This is a genomic window from Sulfurimonas gotlandica GD1 (genome assembly GCF_000242915.1).
Taxonomy (GTDB): domain Bacteria; phylum Campylobacterota; class Campylobacteria; order Campylobacterales; family Sulfurimonadaceae; genus Sulfurimonas; species Sulfurimonas gotlandica.
The window spans coordinates 472,892-491,897 of record NZ_AFRZ01000001.1 but is presented as its reverse complement, the minus strand read 5'-3'; the positions used below and the strand labels follow the sequence as shown (position 1 = coordinate 491,897).

Annotated in this window: 18 protein-coding genes; 5 read left to right on the top strand and 13 right to left on the bottom strand. The window is 32.7% G+C overall.

What is annotated here, in order from left to right:
- Positions 1-42: 42 nt before the first annotated feature.
- Positions 43-1,199, bottom strand: a protein-coding gene (locus tag SMGD1_RS02300) for an IS3 family transposase (protein WP_430738971.1) whose coding sequence is annotated in 2 segments (ribosomal slippage) — positions 43-950 and positions 950-1,199 — 1,158 coding nt in all. Because the reading frame shifts where the segments join, the coding sequence is not laid out codon by codon here.
- Between the two features lie 360 nt (positions 1,200-1,559).
- Here SMGD1_RS02300 and SMGD1_RS02290 point away from each other — a divergent pair.
- The 5 genes from SMGD1_RS02290 to SMGD1_RS02270 all read left to right on the top strand — a co-directional run bounded on the left by SMGD1_RS02290 (position 1,560) and on the right by SMGD1_RS02270 (position 6,863).
- Positions 1,560-2,582, top strand: a complete 1,023-nt coding sequence (locus SMGD1_RS02290) for a lipopolysaccharide biosynthesis protein (RefSeq protein ID WP_008340520.1) — start codon at positions 1,560-1,562, stop codon at positions 2,580-2,582.
- 20 nt (positions 2,583-2,602) lie between these two features.
- Positions 2,603-3,784 carry a glycosyltransferase family 4 protein gene (locus SMGD1_RS02285; protein WP_241761427.1) on the top strand — a complete coding sequence of 394 codons (1,182 nt, stop codon included), beginning with the start codon at positions 2,603-2,605 and terminating at the stop codon, positions 3,782-3,784.
- 12 nt (positions 3,785-3,796) lie between these two features.
- Positions 3,797-4,759, top strand: coding sequence for an MraY family glycosyltransferase (locus tag SMGD1_RS02280; protein ID WP_008338023.1), 963 nt, complete (start codon positions 3,797-3,799; stop codon positions 4,757-4,759).
- Positions 4,760-4,811: 52 nt separating this feature from the next.
- Positions 4,812-6,542: a UDP-N-acetylglucosamine 4,6-dehydratase (configuration-retaining) gene (gene pglF / locus SMGD1_RS02275; RefSeq protein ID WP_008340516.1), complete on the top strand. Its 1,731-nt coding sequence runs from the start codon at positions 4,812-4,814 to the stop codon at positions 6,540-6,542.
- 69 nt (positions 6,543-6,611) lie between these two features.
- On the top strand, positions 6,612-6,863 hold the full coding sequence (locus SMGD1_RS02270) for a ComEA family DNA-binding protein (RefSeq protein WP_008337783.1): 252 nt from the start codon (positions 6,612-6,614) through the stop codon (positions 6,861-6,863).
- Between the two features lie 29 nt (positions 6,864-6,892).
- On the opposite strand, the gene SMGD1_RS02265 is transcribed toward SMGD1_RS02270, so the two are convergent.
- The 12 genes from SMGD1_RS02265 to SMGD1_RS02210 form a co-directional block, all read right to left on the bottom strand.
- Positions 6,893-8,071 carry a glutathionylspermidine synthase family protein gene (locus SMGD1_RS02265; RefSeq protein ID WP_008338001.1) on the bottom strand — a complete coding sequence of 393 codons (1,179 nt, stop codon included), beginning with the start codon at positions 8,069-8,071 and terminating at the stop codon, positions 6,893-6,895.
- Positions 8,068-8,631 carry a Cj0371 family chemotaxis-regulating polar lipoprotein gene (locus tag SMGD1_RS02260; RefSeq protein ID WP_008340514.1) on the bottom strand — a complete coding sequence of 188 codons (564 nt, stop codon included), beginning with the start codon at positions 8,629-8,631 and terminating at the stop codon, positions 8,068-8,070. Before SMGD1_RS02260 ends, SMGD1_RS02265 begins: the two co-directional genes overlap by 4 nt.
- Complete coding sequence (locus tag SMGD1_RS02255; RefSeq protein ID WP_008337848.1) at positions 8,628-9,071, bottom strand: hypothetical protein; 444 nt, start codon at positions 9,069-9,071, stop codon at positions 8,628-8,630. Before SMGD1_RS02255 ends, SMGD1_RS02260 begins: the two co-directional genes overlap by 4 nt.
- Positions 9,068-9,499 (bottom strand): hypothetical protein, encoded by a 432-nt coding sequence (locus SMGD1_RS02250; protein WP_008338011.1) that lies wholly within the window; start codon positions 9,497-9,499, stop codon positions 9,068-9,070. The genes SMGD1_RS02255 and SMGD1_RS02250 overlap by 4 nt, the downstream gene beginning before the upstream one ends.
- A gap of 3 nt (positions 9,500-9,502) precedes the next feature.
- Positions 9,503-12,760 (bottom strand): carbamoyl-phosphate synthase large subunit, encoded by a 3,258-nt coding sequence (gene carB / locus SMGD1_RS02245; protein WP_008337892.1) that lies wholly within the window; start codon positions 12,758-12,760, stop codon positions 9,503-9,505.
- Between the two features lie 86 nt (positions 12,761-12,846).
- Entirely contained in the window at positions 12,847-13,584 is a 738-nt protein-coding gene (locus tag SMGD1_RS02240; RefSeq protein WP_008337694.1) for a MipA/OmpV family protein, read from the bottom strand.
- Positions 13,581-14,342 carry a rod shape-determining protein MreC gene (gene mreC, locus SMGD1_RS02235; protein ID WP_008337907.1) on the bottom strand — a complete coding sequence of 254 codons (762 nt, stop codon included), beginning with the start codon at positions 14,340-14,342 and terminating at the stop codon, positions 13,581-13,583. Before mreC ends, SMGD1_RS02240 begins: the two co-directional genes overlap by 4 nt.
- Positions 14,335-15,372 carry a rod shape-determining protein gene (locus SMGD1_RS02230; protein WP_008337815.1) on the bottom strand — a complete coding sequence of 346 codons (1,038 nt, stop codon included), beginning with the start codon at positions 15,370-15,372 and terminating at the stop codon, positions 14,335-14,337. The genes mreC and SMGD1_RS02230 overlap by 8 nt, the downstream gene beginning before the upstream one ends.
- An 11-nt stretch (positions 15,373-15,383) precedes the next feature.
- On the bottom strand, positions 15,384-16,628 hold the full coding sequence (gene clpX, locus SMGD1_RS02225; protein ID WP_008337734.1) for an ATP-dependent Clp protease ATP-binding subunit ClpX: 1,245 nt from the start codon (positions 16,626-16,628) through the stop codon (positions 15,384-15,386).
- A complete protein-coding gene (gene lpxA, locus SMGD1_RS02220) occupies positions 16,625-17,413 on the bottom strand; it encodes an acyl-ACP--UDP-N-acetylglucosamine O-acyltransferase (RefSeq protein WP_008337780.1) in 789 nt (262 codons plus the stop codon). Before lpxA ends, clpX begins: the two co-directional genes overlap by 4 nt.
- An 11-nt stretch (positions 17,414-17,424) precedes the next feature.
- Positions 17,425-17,874, bottom strand: a complete 450-nt coding sequence (fabZ, locus tag SMGD1_RS02215) for a 3-hydroxyacyl-ACP dehydratase FabZ (protein WP_008337906.1) — start codon at positions 17,872-17,874, stop codon at positions 17,425-17,427.
- A gap of 47 nt (positions 17,875-17,921) precedes the next feature.
- A complete protein-coding gene (locus SMGD1_RS02210; RefSeq protein ID WP_008340510.1) occupies positions 17,922-19,004 on the bottom strand; it encodes an epoxyqueuosine reductase QueH in 1,083 nt (360 codons plus the stop codon).
- Positions 19,005-19,006: the final 2 nt, after the last annotated feature.

Genomic DNA, 19,006 nt, shown 5'->3' with positions numbered 1-19,006 from the left:
AATGTCCCCTATAAACTAGACAATTACTAACCCAGTAAAAACCTACTTTTTTGAAGACTCTAAATTATACCTTTTTTCAAACTCATTTGGTGAAATATAATCCAAATAACTATGTCTTCTTTTAGAGTTGTAGAACATCTCTATATATTCAAATATTTTAGATGCCGCAATGTCTCGAGTTAAAAATATTTGTTTTCTGACAAGCTCTTTTTTAAGAGTTTTGAAAAAGCTTTCTGCAACAGCATTATCATAACAGTTACCTCGTCTACTCATGCTAAGAGTAATATTATGCTTTTTTGCAAATGTTTTATACTCATAAGAGCTGTATTGACTCCCCTGATCTGAATGGAGAATAACTTTATTGTTTTTACTTAGTCTTGTTGTTGCCATTTTTAATGCTTCGATAATTAACGGTGTAGTTTGACGATGTCCAGTTGCCCATCCAATAATTTTGCGACTATATAAATCTATAACTGTAGCTAAGAATATCCATCCCTCTTTAGTTCTAATGTAAGTTATATCACTTACCCACGTATCATTTGGCTGACCTGCTATAAAGCACTGGTGCAGATGATTAGGATGTGCTTTATGGACTGAACCAGGTTTACTGTACGGCTTGCGTTTGTAGGTACCTACACCATAGAGTTTAGCCTCACTCATAAGTCTAGCGACTCTTTTTTTATTTACATGAATACCTAGCTCTTTTAGATCTTTATGAATATTTCTGTGACCATAAACGCCTTTGGATTCTTTAAATGCATCTTTAATCTGTATGAGTAATTCTTGATTTTCAAGTTCTCTATCAGAAATAGGTTGATTTAGCCACTGATAATATCCACTGCGGTGCACTTGCATAACTTTGCAAAGTCTATGCACTGCATAAACTTCACTATACTCTTTGATAAAAGCATATTTTAGTTTGTGTGGCTTGCAAAGTACACCGCGGCCTTTTTTAGAATGTCCCTCTCTTCTGTAACTCTTTTTAGCTCTTTTTGGAGTTTCTTTATCTCTGCTTGTGATTCATCTAATATTTTATGTTTTTGGATTGCTTGTGGAGACTCTAATCTTTTAATCCAGTTTCTGAGTGAATCTGGATGGACACCTAGTCTATCAGCAGTATCGTTAATGCTATAACCATTTTTAGTAACTTGTTTGACTGCCTCTATTCTGAACTCTTCACTATAAACTACTCTTGCCATTTTTTAATCCTATTAAATCTTATAATACATTCGTATTATTTTATCTAAATTACTGAATTAAATGTTGTCTAGTTTATAGGGGACATTCCAGATATCGCTTTTAATATTACTATTGTTAAAAAGAATTTTCTACTTTTAATTTTAATAATTCTATTTGTTTTATTTTCTTTTTTTATCTTAGACTATTATATAGGTGATTGGCGCTTATTTTTAGGTGATGTATATGCATTAAATGAAAAAGATGTAATAAGTGTATTCTATATATTAGTTGTTTTTGCATTATTAAAAATTCCATTCGAGCTATCTTTATCTGTATTTATAGGGCTTCATGAAGTTTATATAGAAAAAATATATAAAATTTTGAATCTTTTTGCTAATTTTTTATTAGTCCTCTTTGTTGTTTATAATAATGAGAGTATAGTCTTTTTTGCTTTATGGGCAGGTCTTTTAGATTTACTTGTAAGTGTAGTGTCTTTTATTCATATGTCAATAAGATATAATATTTTCAAAAATAAATATATAGATGAAAATATAAGTAGCATGGAACTTCTGAGAGGGGGTGTACTGTTTTTTCAGTTATCTATTACTCAAACTATTATATGGGGAACAGGAATACTATTAGTAAGTCATATGCTCTTATTGCAAGATGTAACAGTATATAGCTTAACAATGAAAATATATGTCTATATATTTTATGCTTTTATTATTATTAACACCGTAATCGCACCATTATATGGACGGTATTATTCTGAGAATGCTTGGGTGGAGATAAGAAAAATTTTTAATTTATCAATTTTATTACTTCCATTTTTAGGTGGATTTATCTGGATTGGAACACTGTACTTTATGTCTGATATTATAGCTATATGGACAGGTTCCTCAGAGTTTTATGTAGGTTCCTTATTTATTTTATTTATGGGGGTATTCTTCTACTTTACAGGATATATTAATTCTTACATAACTCTTCTATATAGCATTGGAGAAGTAAAAAGTATTATAAATATTCGATGGAAGGAAGTTATGGCTAATTTGTTGATATCAATAATAATGACTTACTTTATAGGTCTAACAGGGATAGCTATTGGAATGTCCTTGGCTATTGCTTTGATCTCCGCTAAGTATCTACCAATGTATTTAGAAAAGAAAAGTAAAGGTGAAATTGTTTTAAATTTTACAATACAAAAAAAACATTTTATATTGGTGCTATTACCAAATATTATTATAGCTTTCATTGTTACAACGTTTGTGGATGTGCTATCTGTTAAATTATTTATCTTTATTTTTATGTCAGTATTATATATTTTGTTTTCATGGTATATTCTTGCTTCTGAAGATAAAAATTATATAATATCTTTTTTAAATTATAAAAAAGGGCATAATTGAAAAATAATAAAATTTTAATTGTGACAGAATGTTTTTATCCTGAGGAATTTAAGATTAACGATATCGCTTTGGCTTGGAAAAATAAAGGCTATGAAGTTGATGTCTTAACATTGGTTCCAACATATCCTCTTGGTGTAGTTTTTGAAGGTTATGAAAATAAATTTTATCAGAAAGATGAATATCAAGACATAAATATATACAGAGTTAAATCTGTAACTGGATATAGAGAAAGTTTAATAAAAAAATTATTAAAATATTTTTCTTTTATGTTTTTTGGAACTATTGTTGCCATCTTTATTGGTAGGAAATATGATTACATTTTTGGTTTTAACATGAGTACTCTAACTGGTATGGTCCCAGCAGTTACGATTAAAAAACTATATGGTAAACCATTGACATTTTGGGCTCAAGATATTTGGCCTGATAGTGTTTATGCTTATGGCTTTAAAAAAACAAAGTTACTTTCATTTTTTTTAGATAAGTTCGTGAAATTTATGTATCACAATATTACGTCAATTGCTATTTCAGGAAAAGGTTTTGAATTTAAATTAAAGCCCTATGTAAAAGATGATTTAGAATTTCACTATTTACCAAACTGGGCAGATGACTTAGATATGAGTTTAGAGTCATTTGAATTTTGTAAAGACAATAAAGTACATTTTACTTTTGCTGGGAATATTGGAAAAGTACAAAATCTAGAAAATATAATAAAAGCTTTTTCTCTACTTCCGATTGAGTATCAAGAAAGGACACAGTTAAATATAATTGGTGACGGATCAAATCTAGAAGAATTAAAGCAAATAAGTTCTAGTAAACATAATATTGTTTTTCATGGTAAAAAACCTAGAGAAGAAATGGCTATGTATTATAAGGCAAGTGATTTTTTAATTGTTTCACTTGTGGATAAGCCAATTTTTTCTGTAACTGTTCCAGCTAAAACGCAAACATATATCTCTGCTAAAAAACCAATACTTGCTATTATCAATGGAGAAACAGCGGATATTATAAAAGAAAATAATTTAGGCTATTGTGCTCATCCAAATGATGTCAATGAGATTAAAAATATTTTTATAAAAAGTATTAACTTAGGTGAAGAAGAGAAGTTGGCTTTTACAAAAAACTGCGAGTATTTAACTGAAAATATTTTTAATAAAACAAAAATTATAGACTCTTTAGAAGAGTTGTTAGTAAAAGAGAGTTAGGATGTATTTATTATGATATATATTATTTTAATTTTGCTCTCATTTATTCTTACTTATTATATAAAAAAAATAGCCATTAGAAAATCATTAGTAGATATACCAAACGATAGAAGCTCTCATACCACACCAACTCCTCATGGCGGTGGAATTGCTATAGCTGTTTCTTGGTTCATTGGAATATCATATTTGTATTATATAAATGATATTAATAGCTCTTTGTTTTTTGCATTGTTAACAGGTGTAGTTATTTCTGCTGTTTCATACATAGATGATTTATATGAACTTAGTGCAAAGGTTAGGTTACTTACACAAGCTTCTGTGGCGCTTGTAGGTTTATATTTTTTAGGTGGTTTACAAACAATAGACTTGATGTCTTTTTCTATTGAAGATCAGGTAGTTACAAATATATTTGCTTTTTTAACTGTAATTTGGTTTATAAATCTTTATAACTTTTTAGATGGTATAGATGGATATGCTGGGAGTGAAGCTGTCTTTTTAGGAATAGCTGGTTTTTTGCTTTTTGGTGGAAGTCATTTTTTAGTTTTAGTTTTTGCAGTTTTAGGTTTTTTAGTTTGGAATTGGCATAAAGCAAAGATATTTATGGGAGATGTTGGTAGTACACTACTTGGATATAATGTGGCAATATTTACAATATATTATGCAAATCAAGAACAAAGTAATCTATGGATGTGGATTACTATGTTTGGACTATTTTGGTTTGATGCAACACTGACACTAGTAAGAAGATATAAAAACGGTGAAAAGCTAGGACAAGCGCATAGAAAACATGGATATCAAAGACTTGTTCAAAGTGGATGGGCTCATGATAAAGTTGTGATATTTTCTATCTTAGTAAATTTTTCACTTTTTTGTTTAGTCTATTTTATTTCTAATATACTGATTGCATTTTTTATCTCTTTGCTTGTCTTATATGCTGTAATGAGATATATAGATAATAAAAAGTCTTTTAATTAACATCAAGTCTCTTTATTGTATCATTTGCAACAAATAAAACAGTTGGAAAATGATGAATATAGATAAAAGAATATTAAATTTTTTAGTAATAATTATTTTCACTTTTATTACATTTTGGTGGACATTTTTTATCTTTCATCAACCATTTGAAATATATATAGTTGTAAGCGTTATTATAATTCGCATGATTGCGTCTAGATTTATTTTTGATGACTATTCACTCTCTTGGTCCAAAGCCTCTCAAAAATCATTTATAATAAAAAGTATTGTTTATATTGCAGCATTTTTTATCTATTTGCCTATATTTTACGGTGAGATTAGATTTTCATTCATGGTATCTGAGTTATTTCTATATCTTTTTACTATAAATTTCACTATGTATATGTACTACTATTTAGTAAATAAGAGTCGTACAGAAAAAACAAAATCAGTAGTTATTTATGGTGCAGGTCGTGCAGGGATTAAACTAGAATCTGAATTTGTCCACAGCGAATATAGAGTGAAGTACTTTGTTGATGATGACAGAGTTATTCAAAATAGATCTATAGATGCAATTAAGGTTATTTCAAAGAAGAAACTAATAGAAAATATATCAGATGTAAAACTAGATTTATTAGTCATCGCTATGCCATCAGTCGCAAAAGATATTACTAAAGAAATATATAATGATTTAAGCAAATATTTTAAAGAGATAAAAATTCTGCCTTCAATGGATGAGATACTAGATAGTAAAGATTTGTCCACTCAACTTAAAGATATTTCAGTTGAAGATCTGCTTGCTCGTCATCCAAAAGATTTAGATAAAGAAAAAATTAATAGTTTTATTAAAGATAAAACAATTTTAGTGACAGGTGCAGGTGGTAGTATTGGTAGTGAGATCTGTAGACAGTGTGAAAAATTTGGTGCTAAAAAACTTATATTACTTGATCACAGTGAATATAATCTATATGCTATATCTGAAGAGATTAAAGATGTAGAAACTGTTTGTGTTATGCAAAGCGTAGTAGATGCAAACTATTTAGATATTACATTTAGAACTCATAAACCAGACATAGTCATTCATGCAGCTGCTTATAAACACGTACCACTTGTTGAATCTAATATTCAAGAAGCTATAGTAAATAATATTGTTGGCACCAAAAATGTCATAGACGCTTCTATAAAATATGGTGTTAAAAAATTTGTAATGATATCTACCGATAAAGCTGTTCGACCTACAAATGTAATGGGAACAACAAAGCGTATATGTGAGCTTTATGCACAAAACTCTAATGGAAATGGAACTGATATAGTTGCGGTTAGATTTGGAAATGTTTTAGGAAGTAGTGGAAGTGTAATTCCAAAGTTTAAATCTCAAATAGAAAATGGACAAAACATAACTGTAACACATCCAGATATTACAAGATACTTTATGCTTATTCCTGAAGCTTGTGAACTTGTTCTTCAAGCAGGTGCCATTGGAACAGGTGGAGAGATCTTTATACTAGATATGGGTGAACCTATTAAAATAGTTGATTTGGCTAAAAAAATGATAGAGTTAAGTGGCAGTGAGAACATAGAGATAGAGTTTAGTGGTCTTCGTCCTGGTGAAAAGCTTTATGAAGAGCTACTAATAGATGGTACAGACTGTAAAACAGAGTATGAGTCTATTACTGTTGCTCATCCTACAAAATATGATATAGAAAAGTTAAATAGAGATATTGAAGAACTTTTAAACAGTGATAATAAAATAGGAAAACTAAAAGAAATTGTTCCAGAGTTTAATCATCAAACAAATATATGACAATTTGCCATAATAATTGAAAAATATTTATTTTTATTATATACTGCTTTAAATTAAAAAGGAGTTGAAATGAAAATTTTAGCAATGGTTATTTTAGGGTTTAGTATATTGTTTGGTGCAGTAGATATTAATACCGCAGATAAAGAAGAGTTAATGTCTCTAAAAGGTTTAGGGGATAAGAAAGCGGCTGCTGTTATTGAGTATAGAGCTAAAGATTGTTTTGAGAGTGTTGAAGGTATTACAAAAGTAAAAGGTATTGGCAAAAAATTTATTGAAAAAAACAGAGATAATTTAATTGCAAGTGAGTGTAAGACTAAATAATTGTTAGTATAGCTTAGAGTTTTTCTAAGCTATACTAAGACATGTCCCACAAATTTACTCATATTGTCCATAATCTCTGAACCTTTTCTAAAACTAAGTCCACAAGCTTCATAGGCGAAGAAAACACCAGCTTGATATTTAGCTCCTTTTGCATCTTTATTGAACTCAGTATATTCTTGATAAACTTTTTTGTAGTTATTATAAGGTCCATCTATCTGCTCTATAATATCACCGTTAACATCTATGATTTTAGTATTAGCACCTTCTCTGCCGAAAACAGTTTTTTCTACTTGTTTCATTTCTTCTAATGGCTCAAATGATGTTTTTAGTAAGTATTTAGAATCCGGAAAAAGATCAGACATGATTTTCATAATACCTTTTGATTGAAAGAGTAGGGTATATGCAGGGTTTAGTATTATTGCCTCTTGGTTTTGCATGATAGTTGTTAGTGTTGTTGCTAGCTCCGGTTCATCAGTTCCTATATCTTCCCAAGGAAATAGTTTAAACCAGTATTCATATTGATTGTCATGAGCGTCAAATATTCCATCTTCATCAAATTTCACATTTTGTAGATATTCAAAGCTTGTATTAAATCCAGCATCCGTTGCCATTTGCTGTATAAGCCTAGTTGTAGCTTCTTCTTCCTCATTACCTGCTACTGAGGAGAAAAGAATCTTCCAGCCATCGTAGCGCTCTTCAAACAGCTCTATATCATCTTCAAGAGTTATAAGTCTTTTAAAGTTTTGGCTTATCGCTTCATAGACATTATTGAATTGCTTCTCTTCGTTCATATTGTTTTGCTTTAGAAGTGCCCATTGAAGTAGGGCAGTCTCAAAAAGGGAAGTTGGAGTGTCTGCATTAAACTCTATAAGTTTAATCTCTTTGCCATCAACACCACCAGCTAAGTCAAAGCGACCATATATATGCCAGTGAACATTACTTTCCCAACTCTTCTTTATAGTTTCAATGAGATTAAAAGGAATCCCAAGTTCAAAGAACAAATCATTTTCTATCACATACTCAGCAGCCTCAACATACATATCATATATTTCATTGCCAGCTTCGTAATAAGCCTCAGCTTCTTCTTGTGTAACTTCAACTAATTCATTATTTATATATTTACTCCCATCACTGTCTGTGTGCCAAGTAAAACCTAGCTCTTCTAGTGTTGCATCTTCTAATGGGTTTAATTTTTTAAGTGTTATCATCCTGCGTAACTTCTACTTCCAGTTGAAGATGTAGTGCTACTTCCACCAAAAAAACTTTTTTTAGAAGAACTACTAGATGCTCTAGATGCAGCAGAGCGACTATATGCACTTTTATTCACGCTACTAGAACGTTGAGAAAAGTTTTTGTTGTTCATCAGTGCATTACCAATCATATTCCCAAGAAGTGAACCAGCAGCTACTGCTAAAATTGTGCCAGCCAATCCCATACCAGCACTACTGTCTCCACTTTGAACAGTCTCAGATGTTCCATCCTGAACTTTTTGATATTCTTGTGCTGCTAAAGCCTTCATCTCATCTTCATTCATAAAACGCTCTGTTGTATTACCGTTAGCGTCTTTCTCACGAATAATAGCTCTACTTGGCCCTTCGGTTGGCATTTCTTCAACTACAGTGTATTTCCCGTTACTTTGTTGCTCTATTACTAAAAATTTATTTTGCTGCTTCTCTTGTGGAGCTTCACAGCCACTAAGTACACTCATCATAATTACACCGGCACTACCCAGTGCGACGCCGCCTGCTATACTCGAAAAATTTCTCATTTCATCAAATCCTTTTTATTTAGAAGTATTGTTTTTTTAAGCTCATAGTCATAAAATGTTATTTTAGTTCTTCCATTATAATAAACATCACCAGTATAAGTATATTTACTATCCTTGTATGTAACATTTTTATTCATAAGTAGCATCTCTCCAAGACTATGACCAATTGGTGCTATAAGTGTAGATAGGGATAGTATGGATAAAAAACCTACAACAATGAGACTAAGCTTAATATTATTAATATAAGTGATTATAAACCCCAACAGAGCGCTAACAATCATATATACATAAATATTTTGATGATCAGCAAAGAGAATATTATAATATAGATCAATTTTATAAAAATCTATATAGTTGTTTTTTATACCTAAGAAGATAAAAAAATCTAAAATAAATGTAAAAAAAATACCGCTTAAGAGAGCTTGAAATAATTTTGTCATCTTATTTTTTTCCTTTTTTTATGATTTACTATATAAAGAGAAGATGAATTGTTTTGACTAAGTCCATCTTTATTCTCTACTATTATATCAGCTTTTTTTGTGCAAAACTCTCTATCAAAATTTTTACCTGATTCATTGGCAGAAGTAGAGTAGTGCCAAGTGGAATTTCTTAATATTTGAGAATAAAGAGAAGTCTCAGCTACCCTAAAAGCCCTGTTCTTTACTATAAAAGTTGTTTTATCTGATCTTCGAATAGTGTTTTTATATCTATCTGGAATTCTATGCCCAGATGCAAGAAGTGATTTGAAGTTTTTATAGACTTTAATAAATGGTTTGGAAGAGTTTCTACTCTTTATCTCTTGGAGCTTTGAAGCATCTTGAGATAAAAAACCGACAGTAGTGTCGGTTTGAGTTAGAATGACTTTCATTTCTTATGCGAGAAAGTCTTGTAAAGCTTGAGATGCTGACCATGAGCCATCACCCATTTCATCAAGTGCTAAGATAAGAGCTCTTGCTGCACTAAGAGTTGTGAAATATGGAATGTTTCTCTTTAGAACTTCTTGGCGGATAACTACAGCATCTTTTTTAGAAGTGTTGTTATCAGAAGTGTTTATTGCCATTGAAATTTCATCATTTTTCATGCTGTCTTCAATATTTGGACGACCTTCAGATATTTTAAGAACACGCTCACACGGGATTCCAGCTTCTTCGAGAATAATTTGAGTTCCCTTAGTAGCTACAAGTTTAAACCCGTGTCTGTGAAGACCGCTTGCAATTTCTGCTGCATGAATTTTGTCTGTGTCTACAAAAGATAAGAAACAAGTTCCTTCTGTTGGAATTTTGTTTCCAGCTGAGAGCTGAGCTTTTGCAAAACTTACACCGAAGTTTGAACTGATTCCCATTACTTCACCAGTTGATTTCATCTCTGGAGAAAGTACTAAGTCTGCACCATAAAGTTTATGAAAAGGAAAAACCGCTTCTTTAACAGAAACATGACCTTTTAGCTTAGGTTTTAGCAGACCGTTTACTTCTTGAACGATGTCATATTTATCGTAGTACTCTAGAGAACTTCTAAGAGTTTCTCCAACCATTACACGAGTAGCAACTTTTGCTAGTGGCATACCAGTAGCTTTTGATACAAACGGAACAGTTCTTGAAGCTCTTGGATTAACTTCTATTAGGTAGATTTCATCTTTAAAGATTGCATATTGAACATTCATAAGACCAACAACACCAAGACCAAGTGCTATAGTTTTAGTTTGCTGTTCTACCTTTTCAATCATCTCATCAGATAGGTTTACAGGAGGAAGTGAGCAAGCACTGTCTCCAGAGTGGATTCCAGCCTCTTCTATGTGTTGCATTACTGAGCCGATATAAACATCTGTACCATCACATATAGCATCTACATCAAGCTCTATTGCTTGATCTAAGAATTTATCAATTAAAACAGGAGCTTCATTTGAAACTGAGATTGCAAGTGCCATATACTCATCTAGCTCTGCATGGCTATAAACGATTCTCATACCACGTCCACCAAGTACAAAAGATGGACGGACAAGAACTGGAAAACCTAATTTCTCAGCTATAGGGCCTGCCTCTTCTTTTTTACGAGCTAGTCCATTTGCTGGTTGCTTAAGTCCATGTTTATTTACAAAGTTAGAAAACTGTTCTCTATCTTCAGCAAGATCGATTACAGCAGAAGTAGTTCCTATAATATTAGCACCTATTTTAGTAAGTCCATCTGCAAGTTTTAGAGGAGTCTGTCCACCAAAGTGAACAATGATTCCATCTGGCTCCTCATTTTCTATAACTGCTCTAACATGTTCAAAGTCAATCGGCTCAAAGTAAAGTACATCAGAAGTATCATAGTCAGTAGAAACTGTCTCAGGATTACAGTTATACATGATACACTCAATATCCATTTCTTGAAGAGCAAAGGCAGCGTGAACACAACAGTAATCAAACTCAATACCTTGCCCGATTCTGTTTGGACCACCACCTAGGATAAGTACTTTTTTCTTATCACTAACTCTATTCTTAGCAGTTGGAGATGCTGTAACATTTGTAGTAGAGTATAAGTATGGAGTAAGAGCTTCAAACTCAGCTGCACAAGTGTCAACTTCATTAAACTCTAAAGATACACCTAATGCTTTTCTTTTCTCATAAACTTCATTTTCACTAACGTTTTGGTTTGAATTTTTAGCTATTAGTTGAGAGATTCTTTTATCTGAAAAACCATCAACTTTGATACTTCTCATAAAGTTTGCATCAAAAAGAATTTTATCTGTGATAGTAGTTTCTGCTTGAAGCATTTCTTCTAGTTGGTAAAGGAACCAAGGGTCAATTTGACAAGTGTCAAACATCTCTTCAACACTCATGCCTCTACGGAAACCTTCAGCTACGTATAGAATACGATCAGCATTTGGACGACGGATTTCATGTTTAATAAATTCAAAATCAGCATCTATTGGATCAAAACCACAAAGCCCAGTCTCTAATGAACATAGAGCTTTTTGAATAGATTCTTTAAATGTTCTACCTATCGCCATTACTTCACCAACAGATTTCATGCTAGTACTTAGTGTATTTTCAGCTTCAGGGAATTTTTCAAATGTAAAACGAGGGATTTTTGTAACAACGTAATCTATTACAGGTTCAAAAGCTGCAGGAGTTCCTGTAATGTCATTTGTAATCTCATCTAGTGTATAACCGATAGCTAAAAGAGTTGCAACTTTAGCAATTGGATAACCTGTAGCCTTAGATGCTAAAGCAGAAGAACGAGATACACGAGGATTCATCTCAATTACAATCATTCTACCAGTTTTAGGGTCAATTGAAAATTGAACATTAGACCCACCGGTATCAACACCAACTTCTCTTAGAATATCAAAAGAAGCATTACGCATTCTTTGGTACTCTTTATCTGTTAGAGTAAGTGCAGGAGCTACAGTGATACTATCACCAGTATGAACGCCCATTGGGTCAAAGTTTTCAATTGAACAAACTATGATACAGTTATCAGCTTTGTCACGAATAACTTCCATCTCATACTCTTTCCAACCTAGAAGTGACTCTTCTATTAGGATTTCAGTAACCGGAGATTCATCTAAACCACGAGCAGCAAGTTTTTTGAACTCATCCATGTTATAAGCCACACCAGAACCGCCGCCGGCAAGTGTAAATGAAGCACGAATAATGATTGGAAAACCAATTGTTTCTGCAGCTTTAAGTGCATCATCCATGTTGTATGCGTACATTGAAAATGGTAAATCCATACCAATTTTTATCATTGCCTCTTTAAAAGCTAAACGATCTTCACCTTTATGAATAGCTTCTGGAGTCGCACCTAAGAATTCTATTCCTTCTAGCATACCTTTTTCATACATGCTAGTAGCTACATTTAATGCAGTCTGTCCACCCATAGTTGGAAGGATAGCATCTACATTCTCTTTTTTTATAATCTCTGCGATTACATCTTCTTTGATAGGTTCTATATAAGTTCTATCTGCAAACTCAGGGTCTGTCATAATTGTTGCAGGGTTAGAGTTGATAAGAACTACGCGATAGCCTTGCTCTTTTAGAGTTTTAACAGCTTGAGTTCCTGAATAGTCAAATTCACAAGCTTGACCAATTATAATTGGACCTGAACCTATAAGTAAAATAGTTTTGATGTCGGTGCGTTTTGGCATTTTTTACCTTCTAATAATCTATACATAAAAATTTTTTTATTATAGGTAAAAAGCACTTAATATTTGATGAGTTTTAGTGCTTTTTTTTAATATTCGAAAGTATATATAAGAGATAGTAATCCAGAATAGATATAATCTTCATCTACTATAGGACTTTTTGTAGCTTCTTTAGAAATTCTGTCCACTCTAAGATTTATAAGTGCAGAGAAATTTTCAGTAAAAGGGTATTTTATATAAGTCTGTGCTCCAATTTGAAGACCATCATTAGGAATATACTCTTTTCTTGAACCAAGTTCTTCGCTCTTTTTGACACCGTAATAGTAGTTTAAAAAATCACTAGATTGGTAGATGAAAATTAGACTAGGGTAGAGCGAAAAATTTGAAAATTCAAAATCGTAACCGATTTCTGTTTTAAGGATCCAAGATTCATATCTATCTAGCATATCTGTTAAAAGCATTACTTCTAAGTATGAGCTGTCAGTTTTTGCACTAAATGCCAGTCCGCCTTCCCATGTATTTTTTCTTTCATCCATACCATTTATATCGGATGATTTATATCCATAAACTCTAGGTTGAACAGTTAGAGAAAATCCCCAAGCATAATCTTCTTGTTTGTCTCCAAAAAAGTATATGCCAGCTCTACTCCATCTTACATAAGCGATGCCATTATCAAAGAATATAACAGGGGATGGAAGTACTATATTGTCAACATTTTTATATGGTTGTGTTTGGATAAACGGACCAGCACCAATAGTTATTTTTTGTTTTTTATCTTGGGCCTCTAAAGTTAAAAAAACTAAGAGTAAAATTAATATATATTTCATCTAATTCTCTTTATCATATAAAAATAGCTTGGATCATTTGATTCATAATAAGGTTCAATAATTGCATTTTGATACCCTTGAGACTTCTTTACAGATAAAACACGTCCAACTTTTAAGCCTTTAAAAAATATCTTATCAAGCCCGGATGTAATTACTTCATCACCCTCTTCGATTTTAAACCAAGCAGGTATAAATTTAACTACTAAGTTTTTTGCATTATTTCCATGAGCAATTCCTGGAGCTCTTTTTTTACCAACATATACTGCATATGAACTCTGTATGTCTCTATTTAAAAGTCCTAATGGCTTATTATTTTGTGGAACAACTATTCCAGCTACCATTTCATTATATGTAAGGCCATAGATTTTAGATGAATTATAATCTCTAGCGTCTATCCAGACTCTGTTCAAGTCTCCAAATTTTTGGTAAGAGATAGCTCGCACCAACTCTACTTTTGGATCTGTTGTTAACTCAGATTTATTCGCTTTATAAAGATCATCTACCTCAGAAGCCATCTGTTGCATTACAAGGTGATTATTTTCATATTTTTGCAGTTTTTCTTTTAGTGAAGTAATATTGTCAGCTTGAAAAGTGTGTTTGTCTATGGAGTCTTGGATAAATTCTGTTGTATAGTGATAGTTTGATTTTAGGTAGTTAAGAGCTGAAATTAATGGCCCTTGAATATTGTTTGTATAATAAAGTGCACCCACAAAGAGTGCAGTGAAAAGTGAAAAAAAGCTAAGTAGCTCTTTATTCATTTTCGAAAAGTTCTTGTAATAGGTCTATCTCTTCTAGTGCACGACCTGTTCCACGTGCTACTGCAAGTAGCGGTTCATCAGCAACAAATACAGGTACCTTTACTATATCTGATAAGTACTTGTCAAGTTGACGAATTAAAGCTCCACCTCCGGTGAGAATAATACCGTGGTTTACTATGTCACCAGCTAGATCCGGCGGCATTCTCTCTAATACATCACGAAGCGCTTCTGCAATTTCTTTTAATGGCTCTTTCATAGCTTCTCTTGCATCTTCACTTGTTAACTCAACAGAACTTAAAAGACCTTCCACCTGATCTCTTCCATTTACAACCATAGTGATTTCTGTAGTCAATGCAACAGCAGTTCCAATGTTGATTTTAATCTCTTCGGCTGTTCTTTCTCCGATTAAAAGATTGTATTTTTTCTTTACATAGTCAACTATAGCTTTGTCAAGTTTATCACCGGCTGTTCTAATTGATTTTGAAAGCACTAATCCACCAAGTGAAACAACACCTATCTCAGTAGTACCTCCACCAATATCAACAACCAAATTCCCTTGAGGCTGACGAATATCGATTCCTGCACCTATAGCTGCTGCCATCGGCTCTTCAATAAGAAAAACTTCTCTAGCTCCGGCACTTAAAGCTGACTCACGAACTGCTTTTCTCTCAACTTGAGTTAACCCATAAGGAACACAGATAATAATTCTTGGACTAATTAAAGTGCTTCTTCCATGAGCTTTTTCAATGAACTTTCTAATCATCTTCTCTGTCATATCAAAGTCAGCAATAACACCGTCTCTCATTGGACGAATAGCTTTTATGTTTCCTGGAGTTTTACCAACCATCTCTTTAGCTTCTTTACCAACCGCAAGAACTCTTTGGTGACCAAACTTCTCAGTTTTAACTGCAACAACAGATGGCTCATTAATAATAATTCCACGACCTTTTGCAATTACAATTGTATTTGCTGTTCCTAAATCGATTGAGAGATCATTTGAAAAAAGTCCAATTAGTTTGTTAAATATCATCTTTAATTACCTTATGCTATTTTTTTTGTTGATTTTTTAATATATACAGGTTCTTCATTGCCATTAATAACTTCTGGAGTAATTAATACCTCATAACCAGCATATTCAGGAAGCTCATACATAATATCTATCATATTCTCTTCTAAAATTGCGCGAAGTCCACGTGCACCTGTTTTTCTTTTGATTGCTTTAGCCGCAATAGCTTTAAGTGCGTCTTCTTCAAAGTTAAGCTCAACATCATCAATAGAAAATAGTTTTTTATACTGTTTGATAAGAGAGTTTTTCGGCTCAGTTAAGATGCGAACCATATCTTCTTCGCTAATCTCGTTAAGTGAAGCGATAATAGGTAATCTTCCAACTAACTCAGGAATAAGACCATAAGAAACCAAGTCATCAGGTTCTACCATATCATAAGTTATTTTTTGCTCATCTTTACTTTTCTTGTCATGACCGAAGCCTAAAACATTATTGCCCTGTTTTCTTTTTAGAATCTCATCTAGACCATCAAATGCTCCACCACAGATAAATAGTATATTTGTAGTATCAATAGAAGTGAACTCTTGGTTTGGATGTTTTCTTCCGCCTTTTGGTGGAATATTTACTTCTGCACCTTCAACGATTTTAAGAAGTGCTTGTTGAACACCTTCTCCTGAAACGTCTCTTGTTATAGAACGGTTCTCACTCATACGTGAAACTTTGTCTACTTCATCAATAAATACGATTCCTTGTTGAGCCCTTTCTACATCACCATCAGCAGCTTGTATAAGTTTTGTAAGGATGTTTTCAACATCTTCACCAACATAACCAGCTTCAGTAAGACTAGTTGCATCTGCGATAGCGATAGGAACATTTAAAACTCTTGCAATAGTCTGAGCCATAAGTGTTTTACCACTTCCAGTTGGGCCTATAAGTAAAACATTTGATTTTGCAATCTCTGTATCATCATCAGTTATATTTTTTGTTTTAAAAATTCTTTTGTAGTGGTTATATACTGCTACGCTTAGAAGTTTTCTGGCACGTTCTTGACCAATGATATAATCACCTAAGAAGTTATTTAACTCTTTTGGAGTCATAAGGTTATTTACTGCTTCAAGAAGTTCATCTGAATTTGAGATTTCACTCTCTTTTTCATCACCGAACATGATCTTATATGCAGAAATAACACAGTTCTTACAGATATATACACCATTTCCGGCTATTAGTGGATTTTCTTCACTCTCGCTTGCATCACAAAAACTACAGTGTCTATGAATCATATGCTTTTCCTTTCAAATGGTATTCCTCTTTTTGTTTTTAGAACAAAGTTACATAAATCATTTACATAATGATTTTTATTACTTTCTAAAAGTTCACTTGCACTATCTTTTAGAGGTCTTCCAGATTCGAAAAGCTCTCTATAAGCAGATTTAAGTTCATTTATATCGTCTCTATTTAGATTTCTTCTCAGTCCTGTTAGGTTTAAACCTCTAAGAGATGCACGATTACCCTCAGCCATACAAAATGGAGGTACGTCTTGAGCTAGTGCTGAAGCTCCTCCAATCATAGCATAGTCACCGATGTGAACAAACTGATGAATAGGTGTCATACCGCCAATAACAGCATAGTCTCCAACTTCAACATGTCCAGCCAAAGTTGCTGCATTTGCTAAAATACAGTGGTTTCCGATGATAACATCATGACCTAAGTGAACGTAACCCATAAAAAGATTATGATTACCGATGATAGTTTTTCCACCACCACCTTTTGTTCCTGGGTTAAAGAGCGTGAACTCTCTGATTTTATTATTATCACCAATGATTAGCTCAACTTCTTCACCGGCAAATTTCAAATCTTGAGGAATGGAACCAATTACAGCATGAGAAAAGATAGTGTTATTTTTCCCTATAGTTGTTTTGCCATAGATGCAAGAATTTTGTGCAATTTTGGTACCATCACCTATAGTGGCTTGGGCTGAAATAAAACAAAAAGCTCCAATCTCAACATTTTCACCTATAACTGCGCCATCTTCTATAATAGCTTGTGGGGAAATTTTACAACTCATAATCTATGTGCCTACTTATCAACAATCATAGCTTTTAATTCAGCTTGAGAAACTAAAGTATCATCAACATAAGCTTTGCCATCTAGCATCCAGATAGATCCTTTTTGCTTGATAACGCTGATTCTATACTCTAGTCTATCCCCTGGTCTTACAGGAGCGCGAAATTTTGCTTTATCTATACTCATAAAATAAACAACTTTATTTGCAACTTCTTCTTCAGTCATTCCATCCATACTTTTGAATGCTAAGATTCCACCAGCTTGAGCCATTCCTTCTAAAATCATAACACCTGGGTAGATTGGATGACCTGGAAAGTGGCCTTGAAAAATATTATCGCCAATAGTTACATTTTTAAAACCGACTAGAGTTTCATTCTTTACAAGATCAGTAACACGATCTAAAAGTAAAAAAGGGTAGCGGTGAGGTATAATTTTTTGAATTTCCATAACATCCATAGTCATAAGTAGAAGCCTTGTAAATAATTTTGGATATTTTAGCTAAAAAAAGATTATAAAATGATTAGTTTTTCTTTGGTGTCTTCGTAAGTTTTTGCATCTATTGCTACAGTTAGCTTAGCATCTATCAAATATTCTACTACTATGATTGGGGATAGGGCATAGTTATTGGACTCTATGGAAGCTCTTATCTTTAGTTCTTCGTCAAAATTTGGAGGATTGAAAATCAATTCTTTTATATTTTTATATTCAGAGTTGCATAAGGAATTAAAATAATCTAATGTTATAAATTTAATCTCTTCACGGTTAAAATAGTGAATGTTTTTATCTTCAAATTCTATTTGTCCTTGTGCACGTTTTCGTGGAAGTGTAGAATAAGTTAGTGCATAGGCAGGAATAACTTCTTTTTTGCCCTTGATAAGTTTAAAGTTAAATTGTCTGTAGTTTAAAAATTTCTCTTTAATTATCTTGTATTCAATACCTTCATCTTCAAGAAGCATTCTCTTCTTGTACATCGCTAGACGTTCTTCTATAGATGCTGGAAGTATTTGTTTTGATATTGGGGAAAACATCTCATCCATAAGACGCTCTTGCTGTTCTCTTTGCATAGTAAGACCGTAGATGCATCCACAATAATCTTGTCTGTAGAGTTGTTCTTCTTTTGTTACTCTGCTTTGATCTTGTGTCCCGCCATCAGCACGGTAATCGACTGCTATAAACTCAACACCATACTTTTCATAAAATGCGTCACCGCTTTTTTTTAGTTGTTCTTGAGATTTTAGAGGGCTTACGAGTAGGGTAGTTGTGATTTTATTTTCGCCAAGTTCTAAAGCTTTTTTAGCACTTACTTCAAAGCGCTTATCGAAACATACTTCGCATCTGGCACCTTTTTCAGGCTCTTTTTCTAAGCCACGTACAGCTTGCATCCAAGCTTCAAAATCATATTCACCTTCAAGTACTTCAATTCCAAGTTTTTTGCAAGATCGTTGTACGTCAAGGAGTCTAAGTTGATATTCAGAGTAGGGGTGAATATTGGGGTCGTAGAAGAAGCCTGTTAGCTTCTCCTGTGGATAGTCATGTTGTAGCTTTTCTAAAAAAAAGTGAGAGTCAACGCTACAACAGATATGTACCAACATTT